Origin of the sequence: Undibacterium sp. SXout20W (assembly GCF_049340285.1) — a bacterium.
Classification (GTDB): domain Bacteria; phylum Pseudomonadota; class Gammaproteobacteria; order Burkholderiales; family Burkholderiaceae_D; genus Undibacterium.
Genome location: NZ_JBMPPH010000012.1, coordinates 78342 through 102245, shown reverse-complemented (window position 1 = coordinate 102245; position 23904 = coordinate 78342). Strand labels below are relative to the sequence as shown.

The 23904-nt window shown below is 46.7% G+C and carries 21 protein-coding genes and 1 riboswitch; of the genes, 4 read left to right on the top strand and 17 right to left on the bottom strand.

From position 1 onward, the window contains the following. On the top strand, positions 1 to 404 hold a 404-nt coding region (locus tag ACO0K1_RS08860), incomplete at its 5' end, for an IS30 family transposase (RefSeq protein WP_423024803.1). Here the strand turns inward: ACO0K1_RS08860 and ACO0K1_RS08855 are convergent. From ACO0K1_RS08855 to ACO0K1_RS08800, 12 genes are all read right to left on the bottom strand, one after another. Next, positions 395 to 865, bottom strand: coding sequence for an AraC family transcriptional regulator (locus tag ACO0K1_RS08855; protein WP_423024801.1), 471 nt, complete (start codon positions 863 to 865; stop codon positions 395 to 397). The genes ACO0K1_RS08860 and ACO0K1_RS08855 overlap by 10 nt on opposite strands. Position 866: 1 nt before the next feature. Continuing rightward, positions 867 to 1403 carry a GNAT family N-acetyltransferase gene (locus ACO0K1_RS08850; RefSeq protein ID WP_423024799.1) on the bottom strand — a complete coding sequence of 179 codons (537 nt, stop codon included), beginning with the start codon at positions 1401 to 1403 and terminating at the stop codon, positions 867 to 869. A 43-nt stretch (positions 1404 to 1446) separates the two neighbouring features. Next, entirely contained in the window at positions 1447 to 1875 is a 429-nt protein-coding gene (locus tag ACO0K1_RS08845) for a DUF6691 family protein (RefSeq protein WP_423024797.1), read from the bottom strand. 11 nt (positions 1876 to 1886) lie between these two features. Next, positions 1887 to 2321 (bottom strand): YeeE/YedE family protein, encoded by a 435-nt coding sequence (locus tag ACO0K1_RS08840; protein ID WP_423024795.1) that lies wholly within the window; start codon positions 2319 to 2321, stop codon positions 1887 to 1889. Between the two features lie 103 nt (positions 2322 to 2424). Further along, positions 2425 to 3660 (bottom strand): MFS transporter, encoded by a 1236-nt coding sequence (locus ACO0K1_RS08835; protein WP_423024793.1) that lies wholly within the window; start codon positions 3658 to 3660, stop codon positions 2425 to 2427. Between the two features lie 418 nt (positions 3661 to 4078). Continuing rightward, complete coding sequence (locus ACO0K1_RS08830) at positions 4079 to 5755, bottom strand: methyl-accepting chemotaxis protein (protein ID WP_423024791.1); 1677 nt, start codon at positions 5753 to 5755, stop codon at positions 4079 to 4081. A 317-nt stretch (positions 5756 to 6072) separates the two neighbouring features. Then, positions 6073 to 10218, bottom strand: a complete 4146-nt coding sequence (locus ACO0K1_RS08825) for a translocation/assembly module TamB domain-containing protein (RefSeq protein WP_423024789.1) — start codon at positions 10216 to 10218, stop codon at positions 6073 to 6075. 1 nt (position 10219) lies between these two features. Next, on the bottom strand, positions 10220 to 12175 hold the full coding sequence (locus ACO0K1_RS08820; RefSeq protein ID WP_423024787.1) for an autotransporter assembly complex protein TamA: 1956 nt from the start codon (positions 12173 to 12175) through the stop codon (positions 10220 to 10222). A 6-nt stretch (positions 12176 to 12181) separates the two neighbouring features. Further along, a complete protein-coding gene (locus ACO0K1_RS08815; RefSeq protein WP_423024785.1) occupies positions 12182 to 12625 on the bottom strand; it encodes an ExbD/TolR family protein in 444 nt (147 codons plus the stop codon). Positions 12626 to 12637: 12 nt separating this feature from the next. Next, a complete protein-coding gene (gene tolQ / locus ACO0K1_RS08810) occupies positions 12638 to 13333 on the bottom strand; it encodes a protein TolQ (RefSeq protein WP_423024783.1) in 696 nt (231 codons plus the stop codon). A gap of 215 nt (positions 13334 to 13548) precedes the next feature. Then, the gene (ybgC, locus tag ACO0K1_RS08805) at positions 13549 to 13950 is read right to left on the bottom strand and encodes a tol-pal system-associated acyl-CoA thioesterase (RefSeq protein WP_423024781.1); all 402 of its coding nucleotides are present in this window, start codon (positions 13948 to 13950) and stop codon (positions 13549 to 13551) included. A gap of 141 nt (positions 13951 to 14091) precedes the next feature. After that, positions 14092 to 14844 carry an SDR family NAD(P)-dependent oxidoreductase gene (locus tag ACO0K1_RS08800; RefSeq protein WP_423024779.1) on the bottom strand — a complete coding sequence of 251 codons (753 nt, stop codon included), beginning with the start codon at positions 14842 to 14844 and terminating at the stop codon, positions 14092 to 14094. A 275-nt stretch (positions 14845 to 15119) separates the two neighbouring features. Continuing rightward, a riboswitch (ZMP/ZTP riboswitch) is annotated at positions 15120 to 15247 on the top strand. A 105-nt stretch (positions 15248 to 15352) separates the two neighbouring features. Here ACO0K1_RS08800 and glyA point away from each other — a divergent pair. The 3 genes from glyA (at position 15353) to ACO0K1_RS08785 (ending at position 18869) form a co-directional block, all read left to right on the top strand. Continuing rightward, positions 15353 to 16603, top strand: coding sequence for a serine hydroxymethyltransferase (gene glyA, locus ACO0K1_RS08795; protein WP_423024777.1), 1251 nt, complete (start codon positions 15353 to 15355; stop codon positions 16601 to 16603). 91 nt (positions 16604 to 16694) lie between these two features. Continuing rightward, the gene (gene nrdR, locus ACO0K1_RS08790; RefSeq protein ID WP_423024775.1) at positions 16695 to 17177 is read left to right on the top strand and encodes a transcriptional regulator NrdR; all 483 of its coding nucleotides are present in this window, start codon (positions 16695 to 16697) and stop codon (positions 17175 to 17177) included. An 843-nt stretch (positions 17178 to 18020) separates the two neighbouring features. Beyond that, on the top strand, positions 18021 to 18869 hold the full coding sequence (locus tag ACO0K1_RS08785) for a hypothetical protein (RefSeq protein ID WP_423024773.1): 849 nt from the start codon (positions 18021 to 18023) through the stop codon (positions 18867 to 18869). A gap of 39 nt (positions 18870 to 18908) precedes the next feature. Here the strand turns inward: ACO0K1_RS08785 and ACO0K1_RS08780 are convergent, their stop codons facing one another. The 5 genes from ACO0K1_RS08780 to ACO0K1_RS08760 form a co-directional block, all read right to left on the bottom strand. Further along, complete coding sequence (locus ACO0K1_RS08780) at positions 18909 to 19211, bottom strand: hypothetical protein (RefSeq protein ID WP_423024771.1); 303 nt, start codon at positions 19209 to 19211, stop codon at positions 18909 to 18911. 29 nt (positions 19212 to 19240) lie between these two features. Beyond that, the gene (locus tag ACO0K1_RS08775) at positions 19241 to 19678 is read right to left on the bottom strand and encodes a DsrE family protein (RefSeq protein WP_423024769.1); all 438 of its coding nucleotides are present in this window, start codon (positions 19676 to 19678) and stop codon (positions 19241 to 19243) included. 12 nt (positions 19679 to 19690) lie between these two features. Continuing rightward, positions 19691 to 20851, bottom strand: a complete 1161-nt coding sequence (locus ACO0K1_RS08770) for an MFS transporter (protein WP_423024807.1) — start codon at positions 20849 to 20851, stop codon at positions 19691 to 19693. Positions 20852 to 21322: 471 nt separating this feature from the next. After that, positions 21323 to 22762 (bottom strand): efflux transporter outer membrane subunit, encoded by a 1440-nt coding sequence (locus ACO0K1_RS08765; protein WP_423024767.1) that lies wholly within the window; start codon positions 22760 to 22762, stop codon positions 21323 to 21325. A gap of 47 nt (positions 22763 to 22809) precedes the next feature. Beyond that, on the bottom strand, positions 22810 to 23904 hold the full coding sequence (locus ACO0K1_RS08760; RefSeq protein ID WP_423024765.1) for an ABC transporter permease: 1095 nt from the start codon (positions 23902 to 23904) through the stop codon (positions 22810 to 22812).

Genomic DNA, 23904 nt, shown 5'->3' with positions numbered 1-23904 from the left:
TCGTAGAACGCAAGACAGGATTAACGTTGATTCGAAAAGTGGAACGTAAGACAGCGCACGCAGTAGGTCAGGCGATGATTGAATTGCTTGAACCTTATCGTAAAAAAGTACGCACCATCACCTCAGACAACGGACGAGAATTTGCCCAACATGAAACAATCGCCTCTGCCTTAAAAGCTGACTTTTATTTCGCGCATCCCTATGCATCTTGGGAGCGAGGAACGAACGAAAACACGAATGGATTGATTAGGCAATACTTTCCGAAGAACAGAGATTTCACCACGATTACACAACAGGAGATTGATCACGCCATGAATAGACTGAATAATCGACCAAGAAAAAGGTTAGGATACCTTACACCCAATCAGGTATTCTTCAAAAATACGCTTGCACTTCAAAATTGAACTCGCGTCGGCAAATAAAGATCTGTCACAAAATCTTCCTCACTGATATCCGGTCCAACATTCACGTAATGAAAAATTAACGGAAAACCACGTAACGCCTCACCGCTTTGCGGCAACCAGGTTTCAACTAAATAACGGGCAGCCTGGATGTTTTCGCGTGCACCGAAATGGCGTAACTTCGCACAGCGTCCACCAGGGATCATTTTATTCACCACGCCGTGGGAATTAGGGGCAATTTCTTGTTCAACAGAGATACAAAAATCAGCACGGTATAATTCCGGCGATGTCGTCAACGGATCATCGAAATGAATACCAAAAGTACGATGGCGCGCTGGGGGATAACCATGTTCAATGCGCCAGGCAATTAAACGACGCACACTTTCATGCTCCGAGTCGGGTGCCCCCCGATGTTCAATTGCGGCCACAAGCGTTTCTGGGAAATCGATAATTTCTATATGCATTTCATTTTTCCGACAAATTTAATTCCATAAAGCGCCACTCCGCATGTAGAGCTGCCGGCACTTCCGTCCCCGGATAAGGGGGTCGGTCGACGAAGCCTGACGCTTGATAAAGCTGTTGTGCAGACAGCATAAATGGCGCGGTATCAAGTTGTACCTTTTGATATCCAAAAGCGCGAGCATCAGCGATGACTTGGTCTAAAAATTTCGCACCAAACTGCTGCCGACGAAATGCTTCTCTAACATACAGCCGCTTAATTTCTGCCACCTGCTGGCTGAGAGGTCTCAAGCCGACCATTCCTACCACCGCCGCTTCGTGCCGAACCAGGTAAAAAACACCACGTGGAGGTCGTTCACTGCACACTTTTTCTATCGCACTTTCAACATAATCGACGATAGATTGCCCATTAATTGCAAGCAAAGAAACGCCGCAGCTCGCCTCAAGCCCTGCTGCAACCCATTCCATGTATTCAATATTGATTTGTACAAGCTGGGAACGATCAGCAATCGCATCAGCGAGCGTAAACTGTAATTCACTCATAGCATCGCCGATAGCTGTTTGTCGCTCACGATATATCACGTCATTAGGATAATTTTGCAGTTCGAATTTTTTCCAACTGTGAAAATAGCACCATCCCGGCAACCATTGCGACGACAAAAATCACGGCGGACGGCAAACCCATGCCAACACCAACCAACGCTGGTCCAGGGCAGAAACCTGCAATGCCCCAACCGATACCAAATAAAGCACTGCCCAGAACCAATCGACGGTCGATGAGATTATTCGTTGGCAAGTCGATTTTTTCGCCAATAAAAGTCGTCTGACGCTTCTTAGCAATACTAAAGGCTACAAAGCCCACCGCAATAGCACCGCCCATCACCAACATCAATGAGAGATCCCACGCACCAGCGATATCCAGAAAACCGATGACCTTTCCTGGATTCACCATACCACTGACGATCAATCCAAGACCGAACAACAGACCTGCAAATAAAGAAGTTATTTTTGTCATATATAAATCTTTCAGATGGCCAGTAAGTGACGTGTGACGAACACGGTAATAAAGCCGAACCCCATAAATGTCAGCGTTGCTACAAGTGAACGCAGTGACAATCTGGACAAACCGCACACACCATGACCGCTCGTACAACCGGAACCGTAACGAGTGCCAATTCCCACCAATAATCCCGCTAATAACAGTCGTCCAACACTGGCATCAATCTGTAGCAATGGCAAAGGTGCAAACAAGCTATAAATCAAAGGTGCCGCCATCAAGCCAACGATAAAAGTGAAGCGCCAGGCGCTGTCGCTGGTCAGGGGTTTTAATATGCCAGCCAGAATGCCACTGATTCCGGCGACCTTTCCATTTAACAGGATTAACATCGCTGCTGCAGCGCCGATCATGATTCCGCCTGATAAAGCGGACCATGGAGTAAATACGTTCCAAGCAATGGACATGAGTTGCTTTCTGAGAAGATAACAAAAAACGTGCGATGAAATCACAAGGCACGTTTTTGATTTTACAGCACGGTTTTTATATTTGCGACAAAGTCGCTATGGGTCAACTTACCTCATGCGGTAGTTTTTCCAAGTTCGGCAAAAATGCAGCCGCTAACCCCAACAACGGCAAGTACGAACACACTTGATATACAAAATAAATATCGGTCAGATCGGCTAACTTACCCAAAGCCGCTGCACCGATACCCCCCATACCAAACGCGAAACCAAAAAACAAACCAGATACTGTGCCAATTTTTCCTGGAACTAATTCTTGTGCAAAAACCAGAATTGCCGAAAACGCGGACGCCAAAATAACACCAATAATCACGGACAATACGCTAGTCCAGAATAAATTAGCGTACGGTAGCATCAGCGTAAATGGGGCGACACCAAGAATTGAAACCCAGATCACAAGCTTACGGCCAAGCTTATCGCCAATTGGCCCACCCAAGACTGTGCCAGTGGCGACTGCAAACAGGAAAATAAATAAATGTATTTGCGCGTCTTGCACTGACAAATGAAACTTACTCATCAGATAAAAAGTAAAATAACTACTCAAACTTGCCATATAAAAATACTTTGAAAAAATCAGCAGTAGCAGAATGCTTATCGACAATACAACTTTCTTGCGGGGCAAGAGAACATGAGCGTGTCCCGATTTTGCTGGTTTAGCCGTCGCCTCCTGACGTTTACGTTTGTACCAATTTCCAATTTGCCACAAGATGCCAATCGCCAACAATGCAGCAACGGAAAACCAGGCAATGCTGGTCTGACCATGCGGGATGATAATCCACGCAGCCAACAATGGGCCCATTGAACTGCCTGCATTTCCTCCTACTTGAAAAATCGACTGTGCTAATCCATGGCGCCCGCCAGACGCCATACGTGCGACACGCGATGATTCCGGATGAAAAATAGATGACCCTGTCCCCACCAGCGCTGCTGCCAGTAAGATCAGACCATAATTCGGCGCAATGGATAGTAGCAACAAACCTACCAGAGTAAATCCCATACCCAAGGCAAGTGAATAGGGTTTAGGATGTTTATCAGTGTAAATACCGACGACCGGTTGCAAAATCGATGCAGTGATTTGATACGTCAACGTAATTAAACCAATCTGCGCAAAATTCAGGTTGAAATTCCCTTTGAGTAGTGGGTAGATCGACAGAATCAGAGATTGAATCATGTCGTTAAGAAAATGAGCAAAACTAATTGCTCCCAAGACCCTGAATCCTGTTGTTTCGACACCCGAAGTAACCGCAGTGTCGGGAGAAATATGTTTAGTCGCTGTTTGCATATCGTTAGAAAGTTCGTTGGCGTAGTAAAGTCAAACGCGACCCAATACGCTCACTTCATTATATGCAGTCAGTATAAGTAAAAACCAAACGTCAGCATTACGACATTTAGCCATAATTTATCGCAATTGCGCCAATCAGAATCTGACACATTTCTGCAGATTGGGCATAGGGGTGATCAAAAAAACTCAATACTTATTTGAAGCCGAGATTGCGACTCTTTGGGTTTGAGTCCGTGTTGGCTGTCGAACCAATGTTTTTGCTTGCTTAGCCATTGAACCAGATGCATTGCCAAAAAAAGCAAAATAGACATTCTATTTTGCTTTTAATATTGAACTAAAAGTTTACTTCGCTAATCGCATTGAATCAATCCGCCGCCTACATATCGCACGGAAACCAAGGATTCAAAAAACACCGTTCTCAATCCTCACTGGCTGACGACAACGCCAATCGTTTAGTCCGATTTGAGCCTGCTTGACGAGGCGTAGAACCAGACTGTGCTTGCCTTATTGGAGAACTTGTTTTTCCAGACGATCTTACCAACTTGAAAGAGTTCACCAAGTCTGTCAACTGGTGCGCTTGATTTTTCAGGCTTTCGGCAGCAGCAGCAGCTTCTTCTACAAGACCCGCATTTTGCTGTGTCATATCATCCATTTGGACGACAGCCTGGTTGATCTGATCGATGCCGGCACTTTGTTCCTGACTAGCAGCAGTGATTTCGTGCATGATTTCAGCCGCACGTTTTACTCCACTGACAATTTCACTCATGGTACCGCCCGCTTCGTCGACCAATCTTGCACCAACTTCAACCTGCGATACAGAATCATTAATCAGTACCTTAATTTCTTTCGCCGCATTAGCACTGCGCTGCGCCAGATTTCGGACTTCACTCGCAACTACGGCAAAGCCTCTACCTTGCTCACCAGCACGTGCGGCCTCAACTGCCGCATTTAGCGCCAAAATATTCGTCTGGAATGCAATACCATCGATCACGCCAATAATATCGGAGATTTTACTGGAGCTAGTCTTAATAACTCCCATTGTAGTAACGACGTTTGACACTGCGACGCCACCGCGTTCTGCAACATGTGCCGAGGAAACGACCAACTGACTCGCTTCGCGTGAATTGTCAGCATTTTGTTTGACGGTTGAGGTCAACTCTTCCATCGATGAGGCAGTTTCCTCCAATGAACTTGCTTGCGACTCTGTGCGTGAGGATAAATCCGCATTTCCTTGGGCAATTTCATTTGCACCTTCGGTGACGTGACCTGTCGTTTGTTTGATTTGCCCAATCAACAGTTTAATATTCGTTTGCAACACCCGAATCGCCTGCGTCAGATCAGTGAATTCATTATTGCCAGCTGCCACGATGGTGTCTGACAAATCGCCTGAGCTCATTGTTTCAATGGCAGTTTTCAAATCCACAACCGGCGTAATAATCGCCCCGTACAAATGGATTCCAAAAGCAATTGCAAACAGCGTACCAGCGATACCGAACACTGCCACAATCTCAGAATAATTTTTTAAAGTTCCCGTTAAAGCAAGTGTGGCAAACGAGATGAGCAAAATGGCAATGACAGCGATAAAAAGAGTCAACTTCGTCGCCAATCGCATGCCTGCAAACGGGTTTAGCTTTCTGACAGTGGCGTTGCGGATTACCGCGCCTTCTTGAATGCGAATCGAGGTATCGCCATTTTTGAGCGCCCGGTACGCTGCTTCTGCGGCATTCACTTTGTCGCGCGCCGGTTTGACACGAATTGACGTGTAGCCGACCATTTGACCATGTTGTATCAATGGTGCCGCTGTCGCCTCAACCCAATAATGATCACCATTTTTACAACGATTCTTGACCAACCCTGTCCACGCTTTACCGTTTTTAATCGTACTCCAAAAATCAGCAAAGGCTTCGACTGGCATGTCCGGATGACGAACTATATTCTGAGGCGCGCCGATTAATTCAATTTCTGAAAAACCGCTGACGCGGACAAAATCATCATTAATATAAGTAATATTTCCTTGTAAATCGGTTTTGGATACGATGGTTTCATCATCGCCCAGGACATATTCCCGGTTAGTGATAGGTAGGTTCGAACGCATGTAATCTCCGCACTAATATAAACCTTCAATGGCTCAAAGAGGGGCCGTCACAATTTGCAAAATAACATCGGGTTTCAATAAAATAAATTTCCTTATAAAACTCACGCTATTGAAGTAAACCGAGACACTACACGCAAACACTGCAGAAAAAAGCATAATCAACGAAATTAGATTTTACAAGAAAAAATAATTCTGTGATTAGAATTTGCATTAACTGACGATTTATGTGCGGAGCAGCGCCGATTATGTCGCAATTAAGATACGACATGTACTTCCTGTATTTTTACTGTTTGCTTAGCGAATTTATTACTTTTTTTCTAATTAAATGAAAATGTGTAATTGATATCCACTGCGGACTCACTGCCAGTGCGACCGACAACCGTGATCCTTCGGGTAAGCTGCCAGCTTAATTTGACTGCACCGCTGCCGTCACCCAATCCGCGTTCGACAGCTAAGACCAGACCCGGCATAAGATGCTTACCTACACTAACTACCTGATCCGTAGTATTCGTAGTACTGGTTGAGGTCGACGTCGCGCCAGCAACAGTTTGCCCAGGCACATGAGACGACAGTGCGCCACTCGCGCTACCAATCGAGAACTCATCAAAACCAAGTCCTTGTACAATATCCTTAGGGACATTACGGCTACCGTCGCCACCAAAAATAGCGCTGGCAGCAGACATCAATAATGAGGCGTCCCCACCCGCTAATTGATCGGATCCCCGTCCCAAAACAAGCCACGTCAATTTTTCGGTATCCGGAACATCTGGTTCTGACACCAAACGCACTTGAGGAGCAACCACTGTCCCAACAACCTCTACACCTGCCTCAACCGGCAAGCCTTGGCGTAGAGCCCGAATATTCAGCCCCGGATTACCGGGCGGCCCCTGAAAATTCAAAATGCCCCGCAAGATTGTCAATTGTTGCCCGTAACCTTCGTAGGAGCCTTTTACCGTATTAATCGTGCCGGTTGCCTGCAAAGGGCTGCCATCTATGGAACGCAGTCGCAAACTACCCGCTAAACTCGTATCTAATCCGCGACCAACAAAAACAAAGCGCGAACCCATATCAAAACTGACATCAACGCGTGTTTTCAAGCCTTTTTTGGTGACAGAGGCATCACCATTTTTTGCACTGAACTTATCTTTCTTGCGAATGACATTCACGTCACTAGAAAGGCTGGGCGGAGGAAGTTTCGGTAACTTGAAATAGGCACCATCTGTAGACACTTTTCCTGTGAGGCTCCAGATATTATTTGCCTCGACGATGCTTGCCTGGCCAGAAATTTGCAGCCATCGATCCTTACGTTGCAGCATAGGAAATTGCTGCCATTCAGCCTTAATCGAGCCAGTTTCCTTACCGATATCCAGTTCACCACTTGCATTGAATTCCCCGCGCTTACCAAGCGCGTCCCATCCCCTAAATTGCTCATGCTGCGGTAGCGCCGTCACGGTATTTGAAAACTGAAGACGGGTTAATTTCAAATGCGCATCATCAATTTGTGCATCCAACAAGCCATTGGGCAATAACAGACCCTCTGAGGCAAATGCCAATTCAAGCTCTCTGGCAGCGATATCCGCATGATAATGAGGACTAGCCAAAGTACCACTTAGATTAGCATCCAGATTTAACTTCCCTTTCAATACCAGGCCGGGGTTAATCCAAGCGCCCACCCATTCCAGGTCTGGCAAAACGGCAGTGACCTTGCCAACTAAAGGTGTCGAACTTGCAAGCCTCCATTGACTATTTTGTCTGCTTAGCAAGGAGTTAGCCTGCAAATGTAGCTGTCCCAAACGGGCGCCATTGGCATCAAGCAGTAAATTTATTCGCTGACCATCCGTCCCGGCAACCAAACCGCCCATCGTTAGTTTCGCCTGCAAATCACGAATACCCAAAGGAATTGGTGTCCCAGTGCCGTCAGGGTCATTAAACCGAAGATCCCCGCTCTGCTTTTGAATATTGATTTCACCGCGAACTGTATCTGCGAGCTGAATATTCCAATCAGCGTTGAGCTTCAAACTACCCGTCACCGCGTATTGTGGTCTGAAAAAATTTAACAGCTCAGTCACCTGAACACCAGCCACTTTTCCCTGAGTCTTTAGCGCTTGTGGCGTCCAATCAAGTTGCTCAAGAGAAATATTCGCCAAATTACTATTGAGATGCAAACCGCCGACATGCACTGCCTGCGGCGATAGACTGATTGCAGTCGGACTAGTCAATTGCCCATCGGCTTGTCCATTCAAAAGCAACGACTGCAACTGACCAACCCAACCCCATGAATTTTCTTTATTGAGCTGAACGGTACGCAAACCACCACTGAGTTTTGCCGACACATTTTGTTGACCAGGAAATTGCACTTGCATCGTAATGTCATGCGCAGCACGTTGACCTTTCATGCTCAATGTTACTTGCTCAATTTTATCGTCGGGATCAGCGACCGAATTAGCATCGCTACGAATATGACTTGCGCTCAGTTCGCCCTCAAAAACGCCATTTGAGCCTCGAGACAAACTGACCTTTCCCGCCAATTTTTGCAACGAATACTGTTGCTCAACCTGAGTAATCTGAAGCTTTTCTGATTGAATATTTAACAAACCGGCAGGCTCGGAAAATTGACCTTGCAAAAGGATATTTCCTTTTAGATCGCCATTTAAAGCTATGTGCTGACTAGCTAATACGGAATTGAATTCACTTAATTGCGGCGCCTCAACCTGAATTTTCATCGCATCATTGATACCACCCCATGCACCCTGCGCATTCAAATGGTTACTACCCCAACGCAAATCAAATTGGTGTAGCTGAATCTGTTGAGCACGCCATTGCAGATCAAAATTTCCTTGCACCATCTGCCCAGCGTATTGTCCCTGAAAATGCGGCATACTCGCTGCAATGCTGACACTGGGCAGTAATTGCCCTGACGCATTTAGATCCGCTTGCAGATGTCCGGACGGTACAGCAAGCCATTTTGCCGGATCAAAATTAGCGATGGTGCCTTTAAAGTGGAATGCCTGATTACCGACAAAACTCATTTCCCCCTGCCCCTCGACGTGGGACTCTTGCGATACCAAATTGATTTGTTTGACGCCGAGTAGCTGCTGACGAATATCATAATTCAAGTCAGTATTGAGTTGCGTACCGACGTCATGCAACTGAGCTTGCAATGTGATCTGTTGTTGTGCGGTGGTTTTCGCCGTCACTTCACCACTCACTTTCGTGTGCCGCAAATGTTGATCGATTTGAAGCAAGTCCACGTTACTTAATGCGATACGCACGTCCGCACTTGGCTGCGCTGCATGCCAGGCGATATTCGCCCCCCCCTTTGCCGTGCCATCACCCGCCAGCAAAACGCGCAAATTTGTCAAATTTAATTGCGAACCCTGCCATAAATACTGCGCGTCAATTTGACGGACTGGCAGACCATTTTGATCTAAAGAATTAACTTGTGCATTGGTTGCATGAAGCTCACCGGTCAAGTTATCTGTTTTATTTTTTTGCGTGAGATCAGGTTGCCCACTTGCCACCACACGCAAATCAGCGCTTGGTGCAGACGCACTCCACGCAGCAGGGTTGAGATGTTGCACATCGACGTCTAGCTGCTTCAACAATTGCGGCGCAAATGGCGTCAATGTTGCGTTCGCATGCCCATTCAGGATAGCAAGCTTGGATTGTCCCTCTTGAGCCTGTTGATTTTCGGAAAATTGCGCCTTTAAACGCAATTTTAATTCTTGCAAAGAACCGTCGGCATTCAATGCAACGTTGACTGCCGGAATGTCCTGAACAACTTGCCCTTGCAAATTGGCATCAGCCTTAAGCACAAATGGTCGATGTGCGTCCAGGCTTAAGGTGTTCGCTTTTACTCGACCCCATGGCGAATTCAACGAAAATACCGTTTGATAGCGCCCCTGCGCAAAATTCAGTTGACCACTGATGGCACTAAATTTAAGTGGTTCTGGTTTTGCGCCTACGTCAACATGATCAACAAATTCCGCAATCAATAATTGCCCCAACGCGATGTCTTTGGCAAAGAGGTCAAGAGGCAATGCTAATTGCTGCGGCAAGCTGGTTGGGGCATTATCAGATTTGGTCGCAATCCGCAAAGACGTTACGTGCAACCGATCAATCAATACTTGCTTATGCCACAGAGCACTTGGTTGCCACATCAAGTGTACGCCGCTGGCGTCAAGCTTGACTGTCGAGGAATGAAATGACAATTGATCCAGTTCGAGATCATCACCAATCGATCCCTTAATGCCTGTCGTCTGCAGGCTTCCCGCGGTCAGATAATGGGCAAAAGAAAATAATACTTGTGTTCCACTTTGCGTCTTAATCGCCCATGCCAGCAAAAATATGAACGACGTACAAAGCACCAACAACAAGGTCAGTGATAACTTCAATACAGAAAAACGTCTGGTGGCTACGAGCGCCTGTTGCTCTGCCGTTTGTGGGGGCGGATTTTTTTCCATATCAGAAAGCAATCGCGATAGAAAAATCTAAACGCAGTTTTTTCGTCTGACAACCATAAGCCACATCCAGCGCAATCGGTCCAGCCGGAGTACGATAACGCGCACCAACACCGAACGCCTTGTGCATACTCAGATCATGCCAACTATCAGCCGCATCGCCAGCATCAACAAACGTAGCCACACCCCAGGTGCTGTCGATCCAATGCACGTACTCGGCACTTACCGCTGTCATTACGCGCCCACCCGTCACCGCCAGTCCCTGTTGAATCCCCAAACTTTGATAGGAATAACCACGGACAGTGGAGCTACCGCCAGTGCGAAATAAATAGTCTTCAGGGATCCCCTGATCACCATCGGAAAATACCTGGCCAACTTCGGCACGCAATATGACATTATCCGTTTTGCCAATCGGCAGCCAACGTTGGTATTTAGCATATAGACGGAAAAAGCGCTGATCGGAAAGAAATGCTTTTTCTGAACCAGCTAGATCCAGTTGATAAATTTGTCCGTTACGTGGCGCAAAGGCATCGTCAACATCGCGCCAGGTCCACCCAACGTTGGCAACGAGCGCTTTACTGATTTGCGTTTGCTCGCCCTCGACGGTATTCTTTTCACGCACCAAATTAAGTCCTAAGCGTTGTTCGACGTGGCCATTGGTCGTCGTGCGTTTAATACCTACCGCATCTCTAACGGTCATTACGCCCGAGAGATTTTCGCGATCTGCAATCACGCCAAAAGAATCAAGCTTGTTATCATGCGGTGGCAAATAAATATCTGCATAGCCAACCTGACGTTTTTGTTCAATACGGATCGCGCTTCGGAGATCCCAAGCCTTACTCGCAATATCTCGATCGCGATAGGCGATTTCGCCGCGAAATCCAGTGTTTGTGCTATACCCCAATCCAAAACTAAGATCACGTGGCTTACGTTCGACCAAATTGACGTCAATCGGCACCCCATGCGCCTTTTCCGGATCGGCTTCGATGGCGACCGCAACCGACGCAAAATAGGGTGAATTCTGTAATGCTCGCTGAAACTCTAATAGACGAGCCCTGGAATACAACTCGCCTTCATGTGGCGGCTGATAACGATCAAGCAGCCATTGCTGATAACGTTTTAGGCCAGTGACCTGTAGCGCGCCAAAACTGAATATGGGACCACTATCGACCACCAGTTCAAGTGCCGCTGAATTCGATTCCACATCGACATTCGCCGCGCTACTACTCAGCTTCGCAGCCGCGTAAACATGGGCACGCAAGCCTTCAGTGAGCTGGTTTTTAGACTGACTCCAGAGATCCTCACGGAAAGGATTGCCTGGTTTCAAATCCCAGTCTTCAATTGCCGCATCACGACGTTGAATTGCTTGCGCCTCTCGCGCATCGACCGCATTTTTTAATGCGCCTTCAAATTGAATATTCACTACCGAAATAACGGTGCGTGGACCAGCTTCAATCTTAACGTGAATAATTTTTTCAGAACTTGAGTTTGGATCTCTCAGCGCACCTTCGTTGATATTTTCAAATTCAATCTGAGGCGAGAAATAGCCTTCGGTCGCTAAAATATCGCCAATATCCTGGCGCATCCGACGCAACAAAGATGGCGTAATATTTTGTGGTTCAGCATTCGCGGCAAATTCCGGAATATGTTCTTCCAATTGTGCCGACCAATCGCTTTTTGCCGCCTGCAAACGAAACGTACCACTCATTCTTGCTGATTTGGGCACTGCAGCTGGCAGGATTTCTGTCGCCGCCTTAACCTCATTCTTTGTATCGACAAATTTATTACTGAGATCATTCGATTCCTTACCGATATCGGCTGGAGGACGCAGCTCGCTCGTCGTGCTGTTTGAACTTATGTCGGTGTTTTGGCGAGGAGTGACGTCCTGGGCCAGACCATCTACGCTGACCATGCTTAGTAGGAGGCAGGTCAGCGGTATAGGAAATCGAGGTTTGGTCATGGGCAATTACTTAGTTGCCAATCCAACGCGACTAAAGCCTATTTTTTTTGCGTCAGCGATGACCTGAACAACATTGTCATATTCCACTTTTTTATCAGCAGAAACCAACACCGCGAGCTCGGGTTTTGCGGCGTGATACTCACGCAATTTTTGCATCAACTTTTCGCGGTCTGAGGTTTCTTCTTTATCTTCCGGGTCAACACTGCCACCAGCGTCCGTCTTACTCTTAATCGCAATCGCCCAAGTATTATTTTTCGCGATCGAAATTTCTATGTATGACGAAGGGGGTTGCGTTGATTGACCTGCCGTTGGTAAGTTGATCACACTAGGATTGGTCATTGGGGCACAGACCATAAAAATGACCAACAGCACCAACATCACGTCGATATACGGAACAACGTTGATCTCGGCCTTAAATTTGCGTTTACGTTCGCCACGCAGATAACTCATGCAGACTCAATATTAACGTGATTGACGTTGAAGAATATTCGAGAATTCCTCGATAAAAGTTTCAAATCGAATCGCCAATCTGTCGATTTCATGCGAATAGCGGTTATATGCCAACACCGCAGGAATTGCCGCAAATAAACCAATCGCCGTTGCGATCAAGGCTTCTGCAATGCCTGGCGCGACGGCAGCAAGAGTTGCTTGCTGCACATTGGCCAATCCACGGAAAGAATTCATAATTCCCCAAACAGTTCCAAACAAGCCAATATAAGGTGAAACAGAGCCGACCGACGCTAAGAACGATAAATGAGATTCAAGCAAATCCATTTCACGCTGATAGGCTGCGCGCATTGCACGGCGTGCGCCGTCGAGCATAGCACCCGCGTCCAACGATGCTTTATTGGCATTTTTTACTTTTTGGTATTCACTCATTCCCGCTTCAAAAATGCATTCCATCGTACCGATTTTTTGAGTGGCATTTCGGCGATTGCTGATTGCTTCCTGATATAACTCCAACAAGTTGCCACCTGACCAGAAATTTTTCTCAAATTGTTCAGTTTGAGCACGTGCTTTTTTAATCGCAAACATTTTGCTAAAAATGTACGTCCAACTTGTCAGTGAAACACCGAGCAAAAGCAGCAAAACCAACTGCACCAAAATAGATGCATTACTAATCAGGCTCAAAAATGAAAGATCTTGTGTAGCGGTCATAAAATCAGAAAAGAATCAGAAAAGAATTAAAATAAGGAACAAAAAAGGATCAAGCGATGCATTAAGTCAACGATTTAGTCAACGATTTTGCCAACGATTTAGTCAACGATTTAGTCAACGATTTAGTCAACGACTAATCCAATAAATAAAAACAACATACAGAAAAACAATCCGACGAACGACGTAGCCCCACAATTTCTCGGCCCAAGCTGGGACTATACAGAAATTTTTGCCAATATAACATCTGGTATTGGGGATGGACGAAGACTTGTCGTCCCAACGCATCCGACTTTTATCTTTCCGGATGTTAATAACCGTTCGCCACACCAAGCCTCCTGGATAAACTGTACCGAGGCACGGCCTAGTTTTTCGACCACGACGGTCAATCTAAGTTCATCATCAAGTCTGGCAGGTGCATGATATTCAACAGCTGTTGCTTTAACGACAAACATCACCTCGAACTCTTGCGACATCTGCTGTTGACTAATTCCGTAGGCGCGCAACCACTCGGTACGTGCACGTTCAAAAAATTTCAGATAGTTGGCATAAAAAACGATACCGCCTGCATCCGTATCTTCGTAATAAACACGGGCGTTCCAATTAAATATTTGCGACATTTTTTAACTTGTTAAAGGGAGTATCTTGAACGGCATGACCACTATCATTGCGGATAATAGCGTTTTCACATGTCAATATTGATACTCCCCTTCAGTATTAACAAAATTCAGAGCGACCAAAGTACGTTCTGAATATCCCGTTTACGCTGATTGGCGCTTGATATTCAAGGGACCAAATCCCTGACAAGTTGGCATCATCTCGATGTAATTAATATTCACATGTGGTGGTAATGTAGCGATCCAAAACGCTGTTTCTGCGATATCAACCGCGGTGAGCGGCACGGTGCCTTCATACACTTTAGCGGCGGCGTCATCGTTGCCACGGAAACGTACATTTGAAAATTCGGTGCCACCGCATAGTCCTGGCGCGATATTGGTTGTACGAACACCAGTACCTACCATATCAGCCCGCAGATTTTTCGTAAATTGATCAACAAAAGCTTTAGTTGCGCCGTAAACATTACCGCCCGGATAAGCCGTAGAACCTGCAATCGATCCGATATTGATAATCATGCCGCTATTGCGAGCAACCATCTCAGGCAGTAAAGCACGGGTCATCGTGACTAAACCTTTACAGTTTGTATCGATCATGGTGTCCCACTCATCCTGAGAGGCCAAATGCGCTGGCTCCGTACCCAAGGCTAAGCCCGCATTATTCACGAGTACATCGATATTTTTCCATGCATCAGGCAATCCAGTAAGCGCTTGCCGGATCGATTCCTTACTCGTTACATCTAACTCCACGGGCAATAAATTTTCACCCAATTCTTCATGCAACGCTTTGAGGCGCTCTAAACGACGAGCTGCGGCAATGACGCGATGGCCTCCACGGACGAATTTTCTGGCAATTTCTTCGCCAAAACCTGAACTTGCACCTGTAACTAAGACGATCATACAATTTCCTTTAAGACAATAATTAACCAACCTCGAAGACTTTCGACAATCTGCCGAACGTCTTTTTCACTCTATTTACCCCGTTTGGCCTCTATTCTAAGGGCTTTTACGCATTGCAGCAGATCATACGGAAGTAACAAAATTACGCAAAGAGAAAATCCTGCTGCTTCTGCGGTTTTTCGCCATGTGACAACTACGTAGAATCCGCAAAGTTGGAAAACTTAGAACTCCCCGCTTGCCCATTCATGAGGCATCACGTAAAATCTGCGCACCATTTCGTCTCACGTGACTGGCGAAAACGTTGTTAAACGCATTATTTATTCAACAACAAAAGATGGATATCCATCGGGAAGCGTGAGATTTCGAGGTCGAATGACCTCAGCCGTGCGCCTGGGTAGCCTGATGGTAAATTTGTGAGGCTGCCACTCTACGACCACGTCAGACTGACACCTCATAGAAAACAATCACCGATCACGTTTTTTAAATTAACAGGAAAATCAGGAAAGCCATGTTTGCTAAAAATCATACACTCGCCAATATCGATCCAGAATTGTTCGCAACGATTCAACTGGAAAACCATCGCCAGGAAGAACACATCGAGCTGATCGCCTCTGAAAATTACACTTCACCTGCTGTCATGGAAGCCCAAGGCTCTCAACTGACCAACAAATACGCTGAAGGCTATCCCGGCAAACGCTACTACGGCGGCTGCGAGCACGTTGACGTCGTAGAACAATTGGCGATTGACCGCTTAAAACAATTGTTCGGTGCGAACTTTGCTAACGTTCAACCAAACTCTGGCTCCCAAGCCAACCAAGGCGTGTTCTTTGCTTTACTCAATCCAGGTGACACCATCATGGGCATGAGCCTGGCTGAAGGCGGTCACCTGACTCATGGCATGCCATTGAATATGTCTGGTAAATGGTTCAATGTCGTTTCTTATGGCCTCGATGCAAATGAAGACATCGACTACGACGCCATGGAAAAATTGGCACGCGAAACCAAGCCAAAACTGATCATCGCGGGTGCTTCTGCGTTCGCATTGCGTATCGATTTCGAACGTTTCAGCAAAATCGCTAAAGAAATTGGCGCTTACTTCATGGTCGACATGGCGCACTATGCTGGCCTGATCGCCGCTGGCGTGTACCCAAACCCAGTGCCTTTCGCTGACGTCGTCACATCAACAACACACAAGAGCTTGCGCGGTCCACGCGGCGGCATCATCTTGTCAAACGATGAAACGATTGCGAAGAAAATCAACTCTGCGATTTTCCCGGGCTTGCAAGGTGGTCCGTTAATGCACGTCATCGCTGGTAAAGCTGTTGCGTTCAAAGAAGCGCTGACACCAGAATTCAAAGCCTACCAGGAACAAGTTGTTAAAAATGCGGCAGCACTGGCGCAAACATTGACAGAACGCGGCTTGCGCATCGTTTCTGGTCGCACTGAATCTCACGTGATGCTGGTTGATTTGCGACCAAAAGGTTTGACCGGTAAAGAAGCGGAAGCGATTCTGGGTTCTGCACACATGACATGCAACAAAAACGGCATTCCTAACGATCCACAAAAACCGATGGTAACTTCTGGCATTCGCCTTGGCAGCCCAGCATTCACAACACGTGGTTTTAAAGAAGCAGAAGCAATCAAAGTTGGCCATTTGATTGCGGATGTTTTGGATAATCCTAACGATGCAGCAACGATCGAACGTGTAAAAGCAGCAGTCAAAGAGCTGACTAGTGCTTTCCCTGTTTATGCGAAGTAAGATCTAAATACCTACTGCAAAACGCCACTCGACGAGTGGCGTTTTATTAAGTCAAACTGCAATAAGTTATAAAAGACACCTCGATAATTAAATGAAATGCCCCTACTGTCATCACGACGACACCCAAGTCATCGATACCCGCGTTTCTGAAGAAGGCAACGTTATGCGTCGTCGCCGGCGTTGCGCTCAGTGCGACAAACGGTTCACGACCTACGAACGTATTGAATTGATTATGCCTGTCATCGTCAAGAAAAATGGCAGCCGCTCTGAATACGAGTCAACCAAATTACGAGCCAGTTTGATGTTAGCGTTACGCAAGCGTCCGGTTTCTGCTGAAGCCGTGGATAACGCCGTGCAGAGCATCGAAGAAAAATTACTTGCCAGCGGAGAGCGTGAAATTATGTCGGTGCAGCTCGGCGAACTGGTGATGCGTGAATTAAAACGACTCGACAAAATTGCTTATATCCGCTTTGCCTCGGTGTACAAAAGCTTTGAAGATATTTCGGAATTTGCCGAAGCGATTCAAGAAGTCAATGTCGAGAACCGCGCTGCCGGCAAAAATAAAAATAAGTGACGTCATTTTTAAGCTGACAATCTTTCAGTACGTCTTCAGTACTTCATTTGCACACCAAGTACGTCATCACTGAACTTGGTGATGCCAGGCTGTTATGAACGTCATGTCCGACCGCCAAAAGGAGTGTCATGTTATCACTCAGATCAACACGAGCGCCCAACTTAACGAGAAGCTCGATTTGTGATTAATGTAATGACATTTCATCATGTTACTCAACCATCACTCAAATCCATTACGAACCTCGTGCGTCAGCACGACGCCCGCAATCCAACTATCATTTCGCTCTTGCAGCCGCACCTATCGCCCAGCTTCGAGATGTATATCGAATGCTTCAAATGCGCGCACGACTTCAAAAAGTAATAAGAAGTTGCTTTTTTTGTCAGGCAAACCTTTTTTAACAGCGGCGAAATACGGCGTGGCATACTCTACTTGCGGATAAGTTGATATTTACCAACCCTGTTCGCTCTCCTCGTCAAAGTGCCACTTCACGCCAGCGAAACTTTTATCCATGGCATTTTGTGTGCCACCGACATCAGACTGAATCAATCAATCAAGGCGCCTCAAATGTCAAATACCCCGTCATAAGATTTGTTCGCTGAACCGTTTTGAATCAATTAAATACCCGATAGCAATAAGAAGTGACGATGGCCGCCATTGTGAATCACAGACAATTAAAATACGCGTTAAAAATGTGTATTTTAATTGCCTAAACATAATAAAAACCATAAAAACAATGAAACCTTTATTGATCGAAAACAGTTTTTTGCGCATTGCTCGGCAAATTCGCTTAACTACTTCTGAGAATTGCCGATAACAAGCAAAGAATCCTTTACGGAGAACGACATGAGTGCGTCACCGATTGAGCCACTAACATCAATTTTGCCGACGTTCATCATCGAGCCGGTGAGTAGTGCCGCAACGCCAGCGAACACCGCAATTGATCACGCCAGCAAGGCCATCAGTGTTGATGGCAGCGTCGTAGAGCTATCTGATACTGCGTTACAACATAATGTCGAACAACTTTCTCTACAAAATCAAATTAATATATTAAAAAATGCACAAGACAATGCCGTAAAGCATCTTGAACTGATCTCAGTACCATCGACGATTAATCCACATCCCGATATCAATGAACAGCAGTTTGTAACAACACTTACCGACGCACAGGCATTACTCAATGCTGAGTTGCAAACAACGTTGAGCAGCGAAGCATTAATAAGTGCAATTGCCGCAGAACATCTCAATTCGGCGACGTTTGAAAATAATTTAATTCAAAATAGCACCGTCTCACCCAATGTTATCCCTGCGCAGATCGGCTCCACAACGATCGCAAACAACACCTCAGCGACAACACAGATAAACATGAATAATCAGCCAGCCGCTGCCCTTGTTTCACCCCATTCCCTCAACGATGCGACATCGATGATCAATAACCCTGCAATAGCGGCCGCTATCGCTGCCTATCATCTCAGTGATGGCTTAATTATTGATCGAGGTAACAAGACACCAGAGAAGCTGAAAGAGGAAGAAGTCAGTGTGAAAGATATTACCCTGCTCGACCCGATTAATAAGATCAAAGATGATGATGCAGAACAACAAGCAAAACGTGAAGCGCCCTGGATTTGGAAACGTGTATTAAAGATTAAAAACAAGCTGATGTGGGCAGCACCAAAGAAAGATTTACAGAAATAAGAATTTACGAACAGATTCGAATTGCCTACAACCCGCCGCTCATCTGGTAAGTGTTTTATTCTCAGCCGACAGAGGATATCGTTGCTGAAACTGCCCCCACTTTTCCAAGACAACCGCTTTGAATTTCTGCAAACTTTTTTGCCCCAGGCCTGCCGGCCTATGCATCGCCCATCTGGCGACGATCAGCACATGCTCATCATGTGTTAAAAGTCCCGAATTCATCGCTGCATAGTCGCCTAAAGTAGGGGCAGATTCCGCATCCTTGTCGTAGTCACAGATATCTGAATCGCTTGCCATCGTACTGCCGCATAGAGGGCAAAGAGACGCAATGCAAGTATTCATGTCTCTACGTTTCCGTTCATAGTGATAATTCAAGGTCGCAAATAGGCGTACCCTGCATGCTGTTTTTTAACAATCTCACCCGCCTCGGATGGCACATAGGTAACGACCGGATTCATGTCTTCAGGTTTTAATTTCAATGCATTCATTGTATTTTGACACGCATTCAACATGACACCATCTGCTTTGGCCTCGCTTACCCGCGCTGCAGTTGTCGCATCTGCTTTTAACATTGCAACGCCGGGACCAAAGGCGACCAATTCGACCTCAACGCGCTCAGCGCCCAAATCTTTTTGAATGTTTTTAATATTGCCAAGCGCTTGATTCCATTTGCGTGGATCCTCATCACTAACCTGCACCACAATTTTGATCTTTGCGTCGTTACTCGTCTCAGTTGAATGAGCATGGTTGGTGTAAAGAGCGCTAAATGCCAGTAAAGAAACCGCACAGAATGCATAAAATTTCGACATAAGATCCCTTATTTATTCAGTAGAAAAATAGAGCAAAGCGATGACCGGCAACGCGAACCCAAAACAGGACGCCAGCCACCACCCGCCATACGCATATGCCCAGGCACCAACGGCCGAACCAACGGCGCCGCCCATAAAAAAGGTTGCCATATAAATGCCATTTAAGCGAGAGCGATGTTCCGCTCCTAATGAAAAAATTGTCCGTTGCCCCAGAGTCAGATTACCAGATACACCGAAATCAAGCACGATCGCCGCCACGACCAACAGAACTAACGCAAGTGTTGAGCCTTTTGGCGCAATATGCGTCATTAAAAACGCGACTGCGACACATAACATGGCGACACCTGTCGCTGGACGCGTCCAGCCTTTATCCGCTAACCTGCCAGCAATCGGGGAAGCCACTGCGCCGGCGACACCAGCCAGGGCGAACAAAGCGATACTCGCTTGCGACAAATGGAACTCTGGCCCCGCCAACAGCAACGGTGTCGTGGTCCAGAACATACTGAACGCCGCAAACATACAAGCATGATAAATCGCACGCCGACGCAAAGCTGGCGTATGCAAGGCCAGATGCCACATCGATTTCAACAATTCAAGATAGCCCAACTTCGCCACAGGCACACGCCGCGGCAGCGCTTTAGAAAGCACGAATGCTAATAACACCATCACCACCGTAGAAACGTAAAACACCACATGCCACGACGAAATCTGGGTGATAAAGCCAGCCACCGGGCGTGCCAGCATAATCCCCATCATTAGGCCGCTCATAACATTACCAACCGCCCTGCCACGTATCGCTTCCGGTGCCATATGCGCAGCTAAAGGTACGAGGATTTGCACGGCCACTGAGCCGACACCAATACAAAAGGCAGCGGTCAAAAACAGCATGGGCGTACTGGCTGTCGCGGCACAAAGCAATGCCACGGTTCCCAGTGCCATGGTCCATAAAATCAACTTACGATTCTCGAATAAATCGCCCAGCGGAACAATCAACAACAAGCCAACGCCATAACCAATTTGCGTTAACGTTACAATCAAGCCCGACGCCTTAGGGTCGAGCCCCAACGCCTGACTGATGGGACCAACCAATGGTTGCGCATAATACAGATTTGCCACAATCAAACCGCAGGAAACCGCAAGCAGCAAGGTCATCCAGGTATTAATGACAGGCATTTGGTGCGGTGCCGTGGCGATCACAGTGGGATGTGTGCCAGGCATAGATTCTGCGGCGGTGGAATTTTTGGGCGATGCTGGCATTGCTGACCTCAGTTCAGGGAGTATAAATCCCACATGAAAGAACTTCAGAAAAGATTATTGAAGGGACAATACAACTTTTGCCCGTATCATTCTTCATTGAAGGTGGGTGGCAATTTTAGAGCAAGTTAGAGATTAATTCTGAGCATGCAAGATTCACGCACTCTTTGATGATGTTTTTACAACAAGTATAAGATCAATGGTCTGCGCCCGCTACATTAACCTTGTTCACAGATATCAATTGAGCGATTTATCGCCTGACATTTTTGCTCGGTAAGGAAACCAAAGCACGATCGGGTCATGGAGCGATGTTTCGAAAGTCGGCATTTCATCAGAAAAGCTCCTTGCTATCCAGCATCGCTTTAGCTTCATTTTCCGCACTTACGTAAGTCAGGGTTCCCATCCGCCGCCAAGTGCTTTATAAAGGGCAACGAGACCATCCAAACTTTGGATCTGTGCCTGTAAGACCTGATCCCGCTGTAGAGCAATGACTTTTTTTGATTCGATCACGCTAAACTGACTCACCTCGCCAGCGTTCAATTGCTTTTGCGTTTTGCCCAGCAATTGTTCATATTGATGCAAGGCAGCCAATAATTGCTGGCGACTTTCTTCGCTGCGACTAACACGCGACAAAGCAATTTCAACATCACCAACTGCACCCAATACCGCTTTTTTATAATTTGCAGCCGCGACGTCAAACGCTGCCTGATTCGCTTTGACTTGATTTTGCAATCGCTGCCCGTTAAAAATCGGTAACGAAAATTGTGGCCCTATACTCCAGTTATGACTTGCTGCATCCAACAAATTAGACGAATGCACTGACGACCAACCACCATTTCCCATCAAAGAAAAGCGTGGATAAAGATCACTGACAGCAACACCTACATCTGCGCTGGCCGCCGCCAATTCCCGCTCCGCCACCCGTACATCTGGCCGATGTATCAACAGGTCGGCGGGGATCCCAATCGCTGGTGTTGACGGCACGTCGATCAACGGGCGAATGGGTGTGAAACGCAGCTCAAGTTCTTGCACAGACGAGGTCGTTAAATTGCTCAGTGCAACCACGTTTTGGCGCATCATTTGCTGAAAATTCGGCAAGGAGGCCTGATAATTATCACGTGCTGCTTGCGACTTCTCGACGTCAAGTTGTGTTGCCTCACCGTGGCTGAACATGAATTTTGTCAAACGCAACGACTCATCAAAATTATGCAAATTATCGAGAGCAATCTGATAGCGTTGCTGCGCCGCACGCAACTCGAGGTAATTTCGTGCGACTTCCGCAGCCAAAATCAAGCGTACGTCACCGAGCCGTTCTGCACTTGCCTGTGCTCGCGCCTGCGCGCCTTCAGATACGCGTTGTTGGTGCCCCCAAAAGTCAATTTCCCAGGAAGCATCAAAACCCATCTGACGGTTGGTAAATTCCAACATCGGCGATTTCAAAGGAACGTTCGCAAACTGTTCACTATTTTGACTTAACTTGTCTTTTGATAAGCGTCCGGTTGCCTCAAGGGTAGGTCCGGCAGCTGCCTCCTGTATGCCTTGTAGCGCGCGTGACTGGCGCAAACGGGCATCGGCGACTGCGACATCGGGATTTTTGGCCAGGGCTTGTTCGATGAGTGAATTCATGTCCGCGTCACCGAAATTTTTCCACCAAAGCTTTAGCTGTTCTGGACCTGCATTTGTGGCACTAAAGGCTGCTGGCAGATGCGTTTCTGGCACAGCATAATTGGGACCCACTGCATGACAACCTGCCATTATCAAAAGAATGCTGATGGCACTCAATGTACTGATTGCATGGTGTGCATTGATGCGTTTTAAATTATTTTTCATGGCAGATTTCATCTCAACAGAACAAGCGAATTCAAAAATTATTTTTGTCATGCAATATGACGACGGAATAAGTACAAGGCCGAGGTCAGACTGGCAAAGGCAATCAACAGTAATGGCCAGATATACGCCCATGCGCCGGCAAAACCGAGTCCTTTTAAGAAGACGCCCTTCAAAATTAAAATGAAGTAAGTCAAAGGATTCAAATGGGCAACCCATTGCAGAAATATCGGCATATTCTCAATAGGCGCGACATAACCTGACAACATCACGGCGGGCGTCATAAAGCAAAACACACCTAAAAACGCTTGTTGCTGCGTTTCCGAAATTGACGAGATAAACAAACCTACGCCAGCCAGTGCCAGACCATAGCCCACCATTCCCGCAAACAACAAAAACAATGACCCCGTAAATGGCACGCCATAAAGCCAATGAGCAACCGACGCAATAAAACTACCTTGAACACAAGCAACCATCACGCCAGGAATAGCTTTGCCTGCCATGATATAAGCGGGAGTTAATGGTGACACCAGCAGTTGGTCAAACGTCCCCTCTTCCCTCTCACGGGCGACAGACAATGCCGTAACGATTAAACAGCCTATGGTCGTAATGATTGCAACCAGACTCGGCAACACATGCCATTTGTATTCAAGATTCGGGTTAGATAAATTTCTGAGTGTGATATTTGCGACCGGCTTTGCGCCAGATTCGACACCATAATCATTCACCACCTGAAGTGCATAAGCGCTGGCAATTTGACCGCTGTTTGATCGGCGTCCATCGACAACCATCTGGACTTGCGCAGGTAGATGGGCCTTCAAATGACGCGATAAATTCATCGGCAATACCACCGCAAGCAACGCACTTTGCGTGTCAATTGTCTGGTTCAATTCTTGCTGACTATGTACCATGATGATGTGCGTAAATGCGGCAGCATGCGATAAACGCTCTATTAATTCGCGTCCCGCGACACCATCATCCTGGTTGTAAATCGCCAGACTGGCGTTCTTTACTTCTAACGTCGCAGCAAACGGAAAAATTGCCGTCTGCAAAATGACCGGCATCATCAAAATCATGCGCCCCTGCTTACTCCCCAGCAGTGCTTGCAGCTCTTTACGAATCAGTCTGATGAGTCGGTATATCAT

Coding starts and splice junctions, on each gene's coding strand:
- ACO0K1_RS08855 (WP_423024801.1), bottom strand. CDS start 865: ATGCATATAGAAATTATCGATTTCCCAGAAACGCTTGTGGCCGCAATT.
- ACO0K1_RS08850 (WP_423024799.1), bottom strand. CDS start 1,403: ATGAGTGAATTACAGTTTACGCTCGCTGATGCGATTGCTGATCGTTCC.
- ACO0K1_RS08845 (WP_423024797.1), bottom strand. CDS start 1,875: ATGACAAAAATAACTTCTTTATTTGCAGGTCTGTTGTTCGGTCTTGGA.
- ACO0K1_RS08840 (WP_423024795.1), bottom strand. CDS start 2,321: ATGTCCATTGCTTGGAACGTATTTACTCCATGGTCCGCTTTATCAGGC.
- ACO0K1_RS08835 (WP_423024793.1), bottom strand. CDS start 3,660: ATGCAAACAGCGACTAAACATATTTCTCCCGACACTGCGGTTACTTCG.
- ACO0K1_RS08830 (WP_423024791.1), bottom strand. CDS start 5,755: ATGCGTTCGAACCTACCTATCACTAACCGGGAATATGTCCTGGGCGAT.
- ACO0K1_RS08825 (WP_423024789.1), bottom strand. CDS start 10,218: ATGGAAAAAAATCCGCCCCCACAAACGGCAGAGCAACAGGCGCTCGTA.
- ACO0K1_RS08820 (WP_423024787.1), bottom strand. CDS start 12,175: ATGACCAAACCTCGATTTCCTATACCGCTGACCTGCCTCCTACTAAGC.
- ACO0K1_RS08815 (WP_423024785.1), bottom strand. CDS start 12,625: ATGAGTTATCTGCGTGGCGAACGTAAACGCAAATTTAAGGCCGAGATC.
- tolQ (WP_423024783.1), bottom strand. CDS start 13,333: ATGACCGCTACACAAGATCTTTCATTTTTGAGCCTGATTAGTAATGCA.
- ybgC (WP_423024781.1), bottom strand. CDS start 13,950: ATGTCGCAAATATTTAATTGGAACGCCCGTGTTTATTACGAAGATACG.
- ACO0K1_RS08800 (WP_423024779.1), bottom strand. CDS start 14,844: ATGATCGTCTTAGTTACAGGTGCAAGTTCAGGTTTTGGCGAAGAAATT.
- glyA (WP_423024777.1), top strand. CDS start 15,353: ATGTTTGCTAAAAATCATACACTCGCCAATATCGATCCAGAATTGTTC.
- nrdR (WP_423024775.1), top strand. CDS start 16,695: ATGAAATGCCCCTACTGTCATCACGACGACACCCAAGTCATCGATACC.
- ACO0K1_RS08785 (WP_423024773.1), top strand. CDS start 18,021: ATGAGTGCGTCACCGATTGAGCCACTAACATCAATTTTGCCGACGTTC.
- ACO0K1_RS08780 (WP_423024771.1), bottom strand. CDS start 19,211: ATGAATACTTGCATTGCGTCTCTTTGCCCTCTATGCGGCAGTACGATG.
- ACO0K1_RS08775 (WP_423024769.1), bottom strand. CDS start 19,678: ATGTCGAAATTTTATGCATTCTGTGCGGTTTCTTTACTGGCATTTAGC.
- ACO0K1_RS08770 (WP_423024807.1), bottom strand. CDS start 20,851: ATGCCTGTCATTAATACCTGGATGACCTTGCTGCTTGCGGTTTCCTGC.
- ACO0K1_RS08765 (WP_423024767.1), bottom strand. CDS start 22,762: ATGAAAAATAATTTAAAACGCATCAATGCACACCATGCAATCAGTACA.
- ACO0K1_RS08760 (WP_423024765.1), bottom strand. CDS start 23,904: ATGATATACCGACTCATCAGACTGATTCGTAAAGAGCTGCAAGCACTG.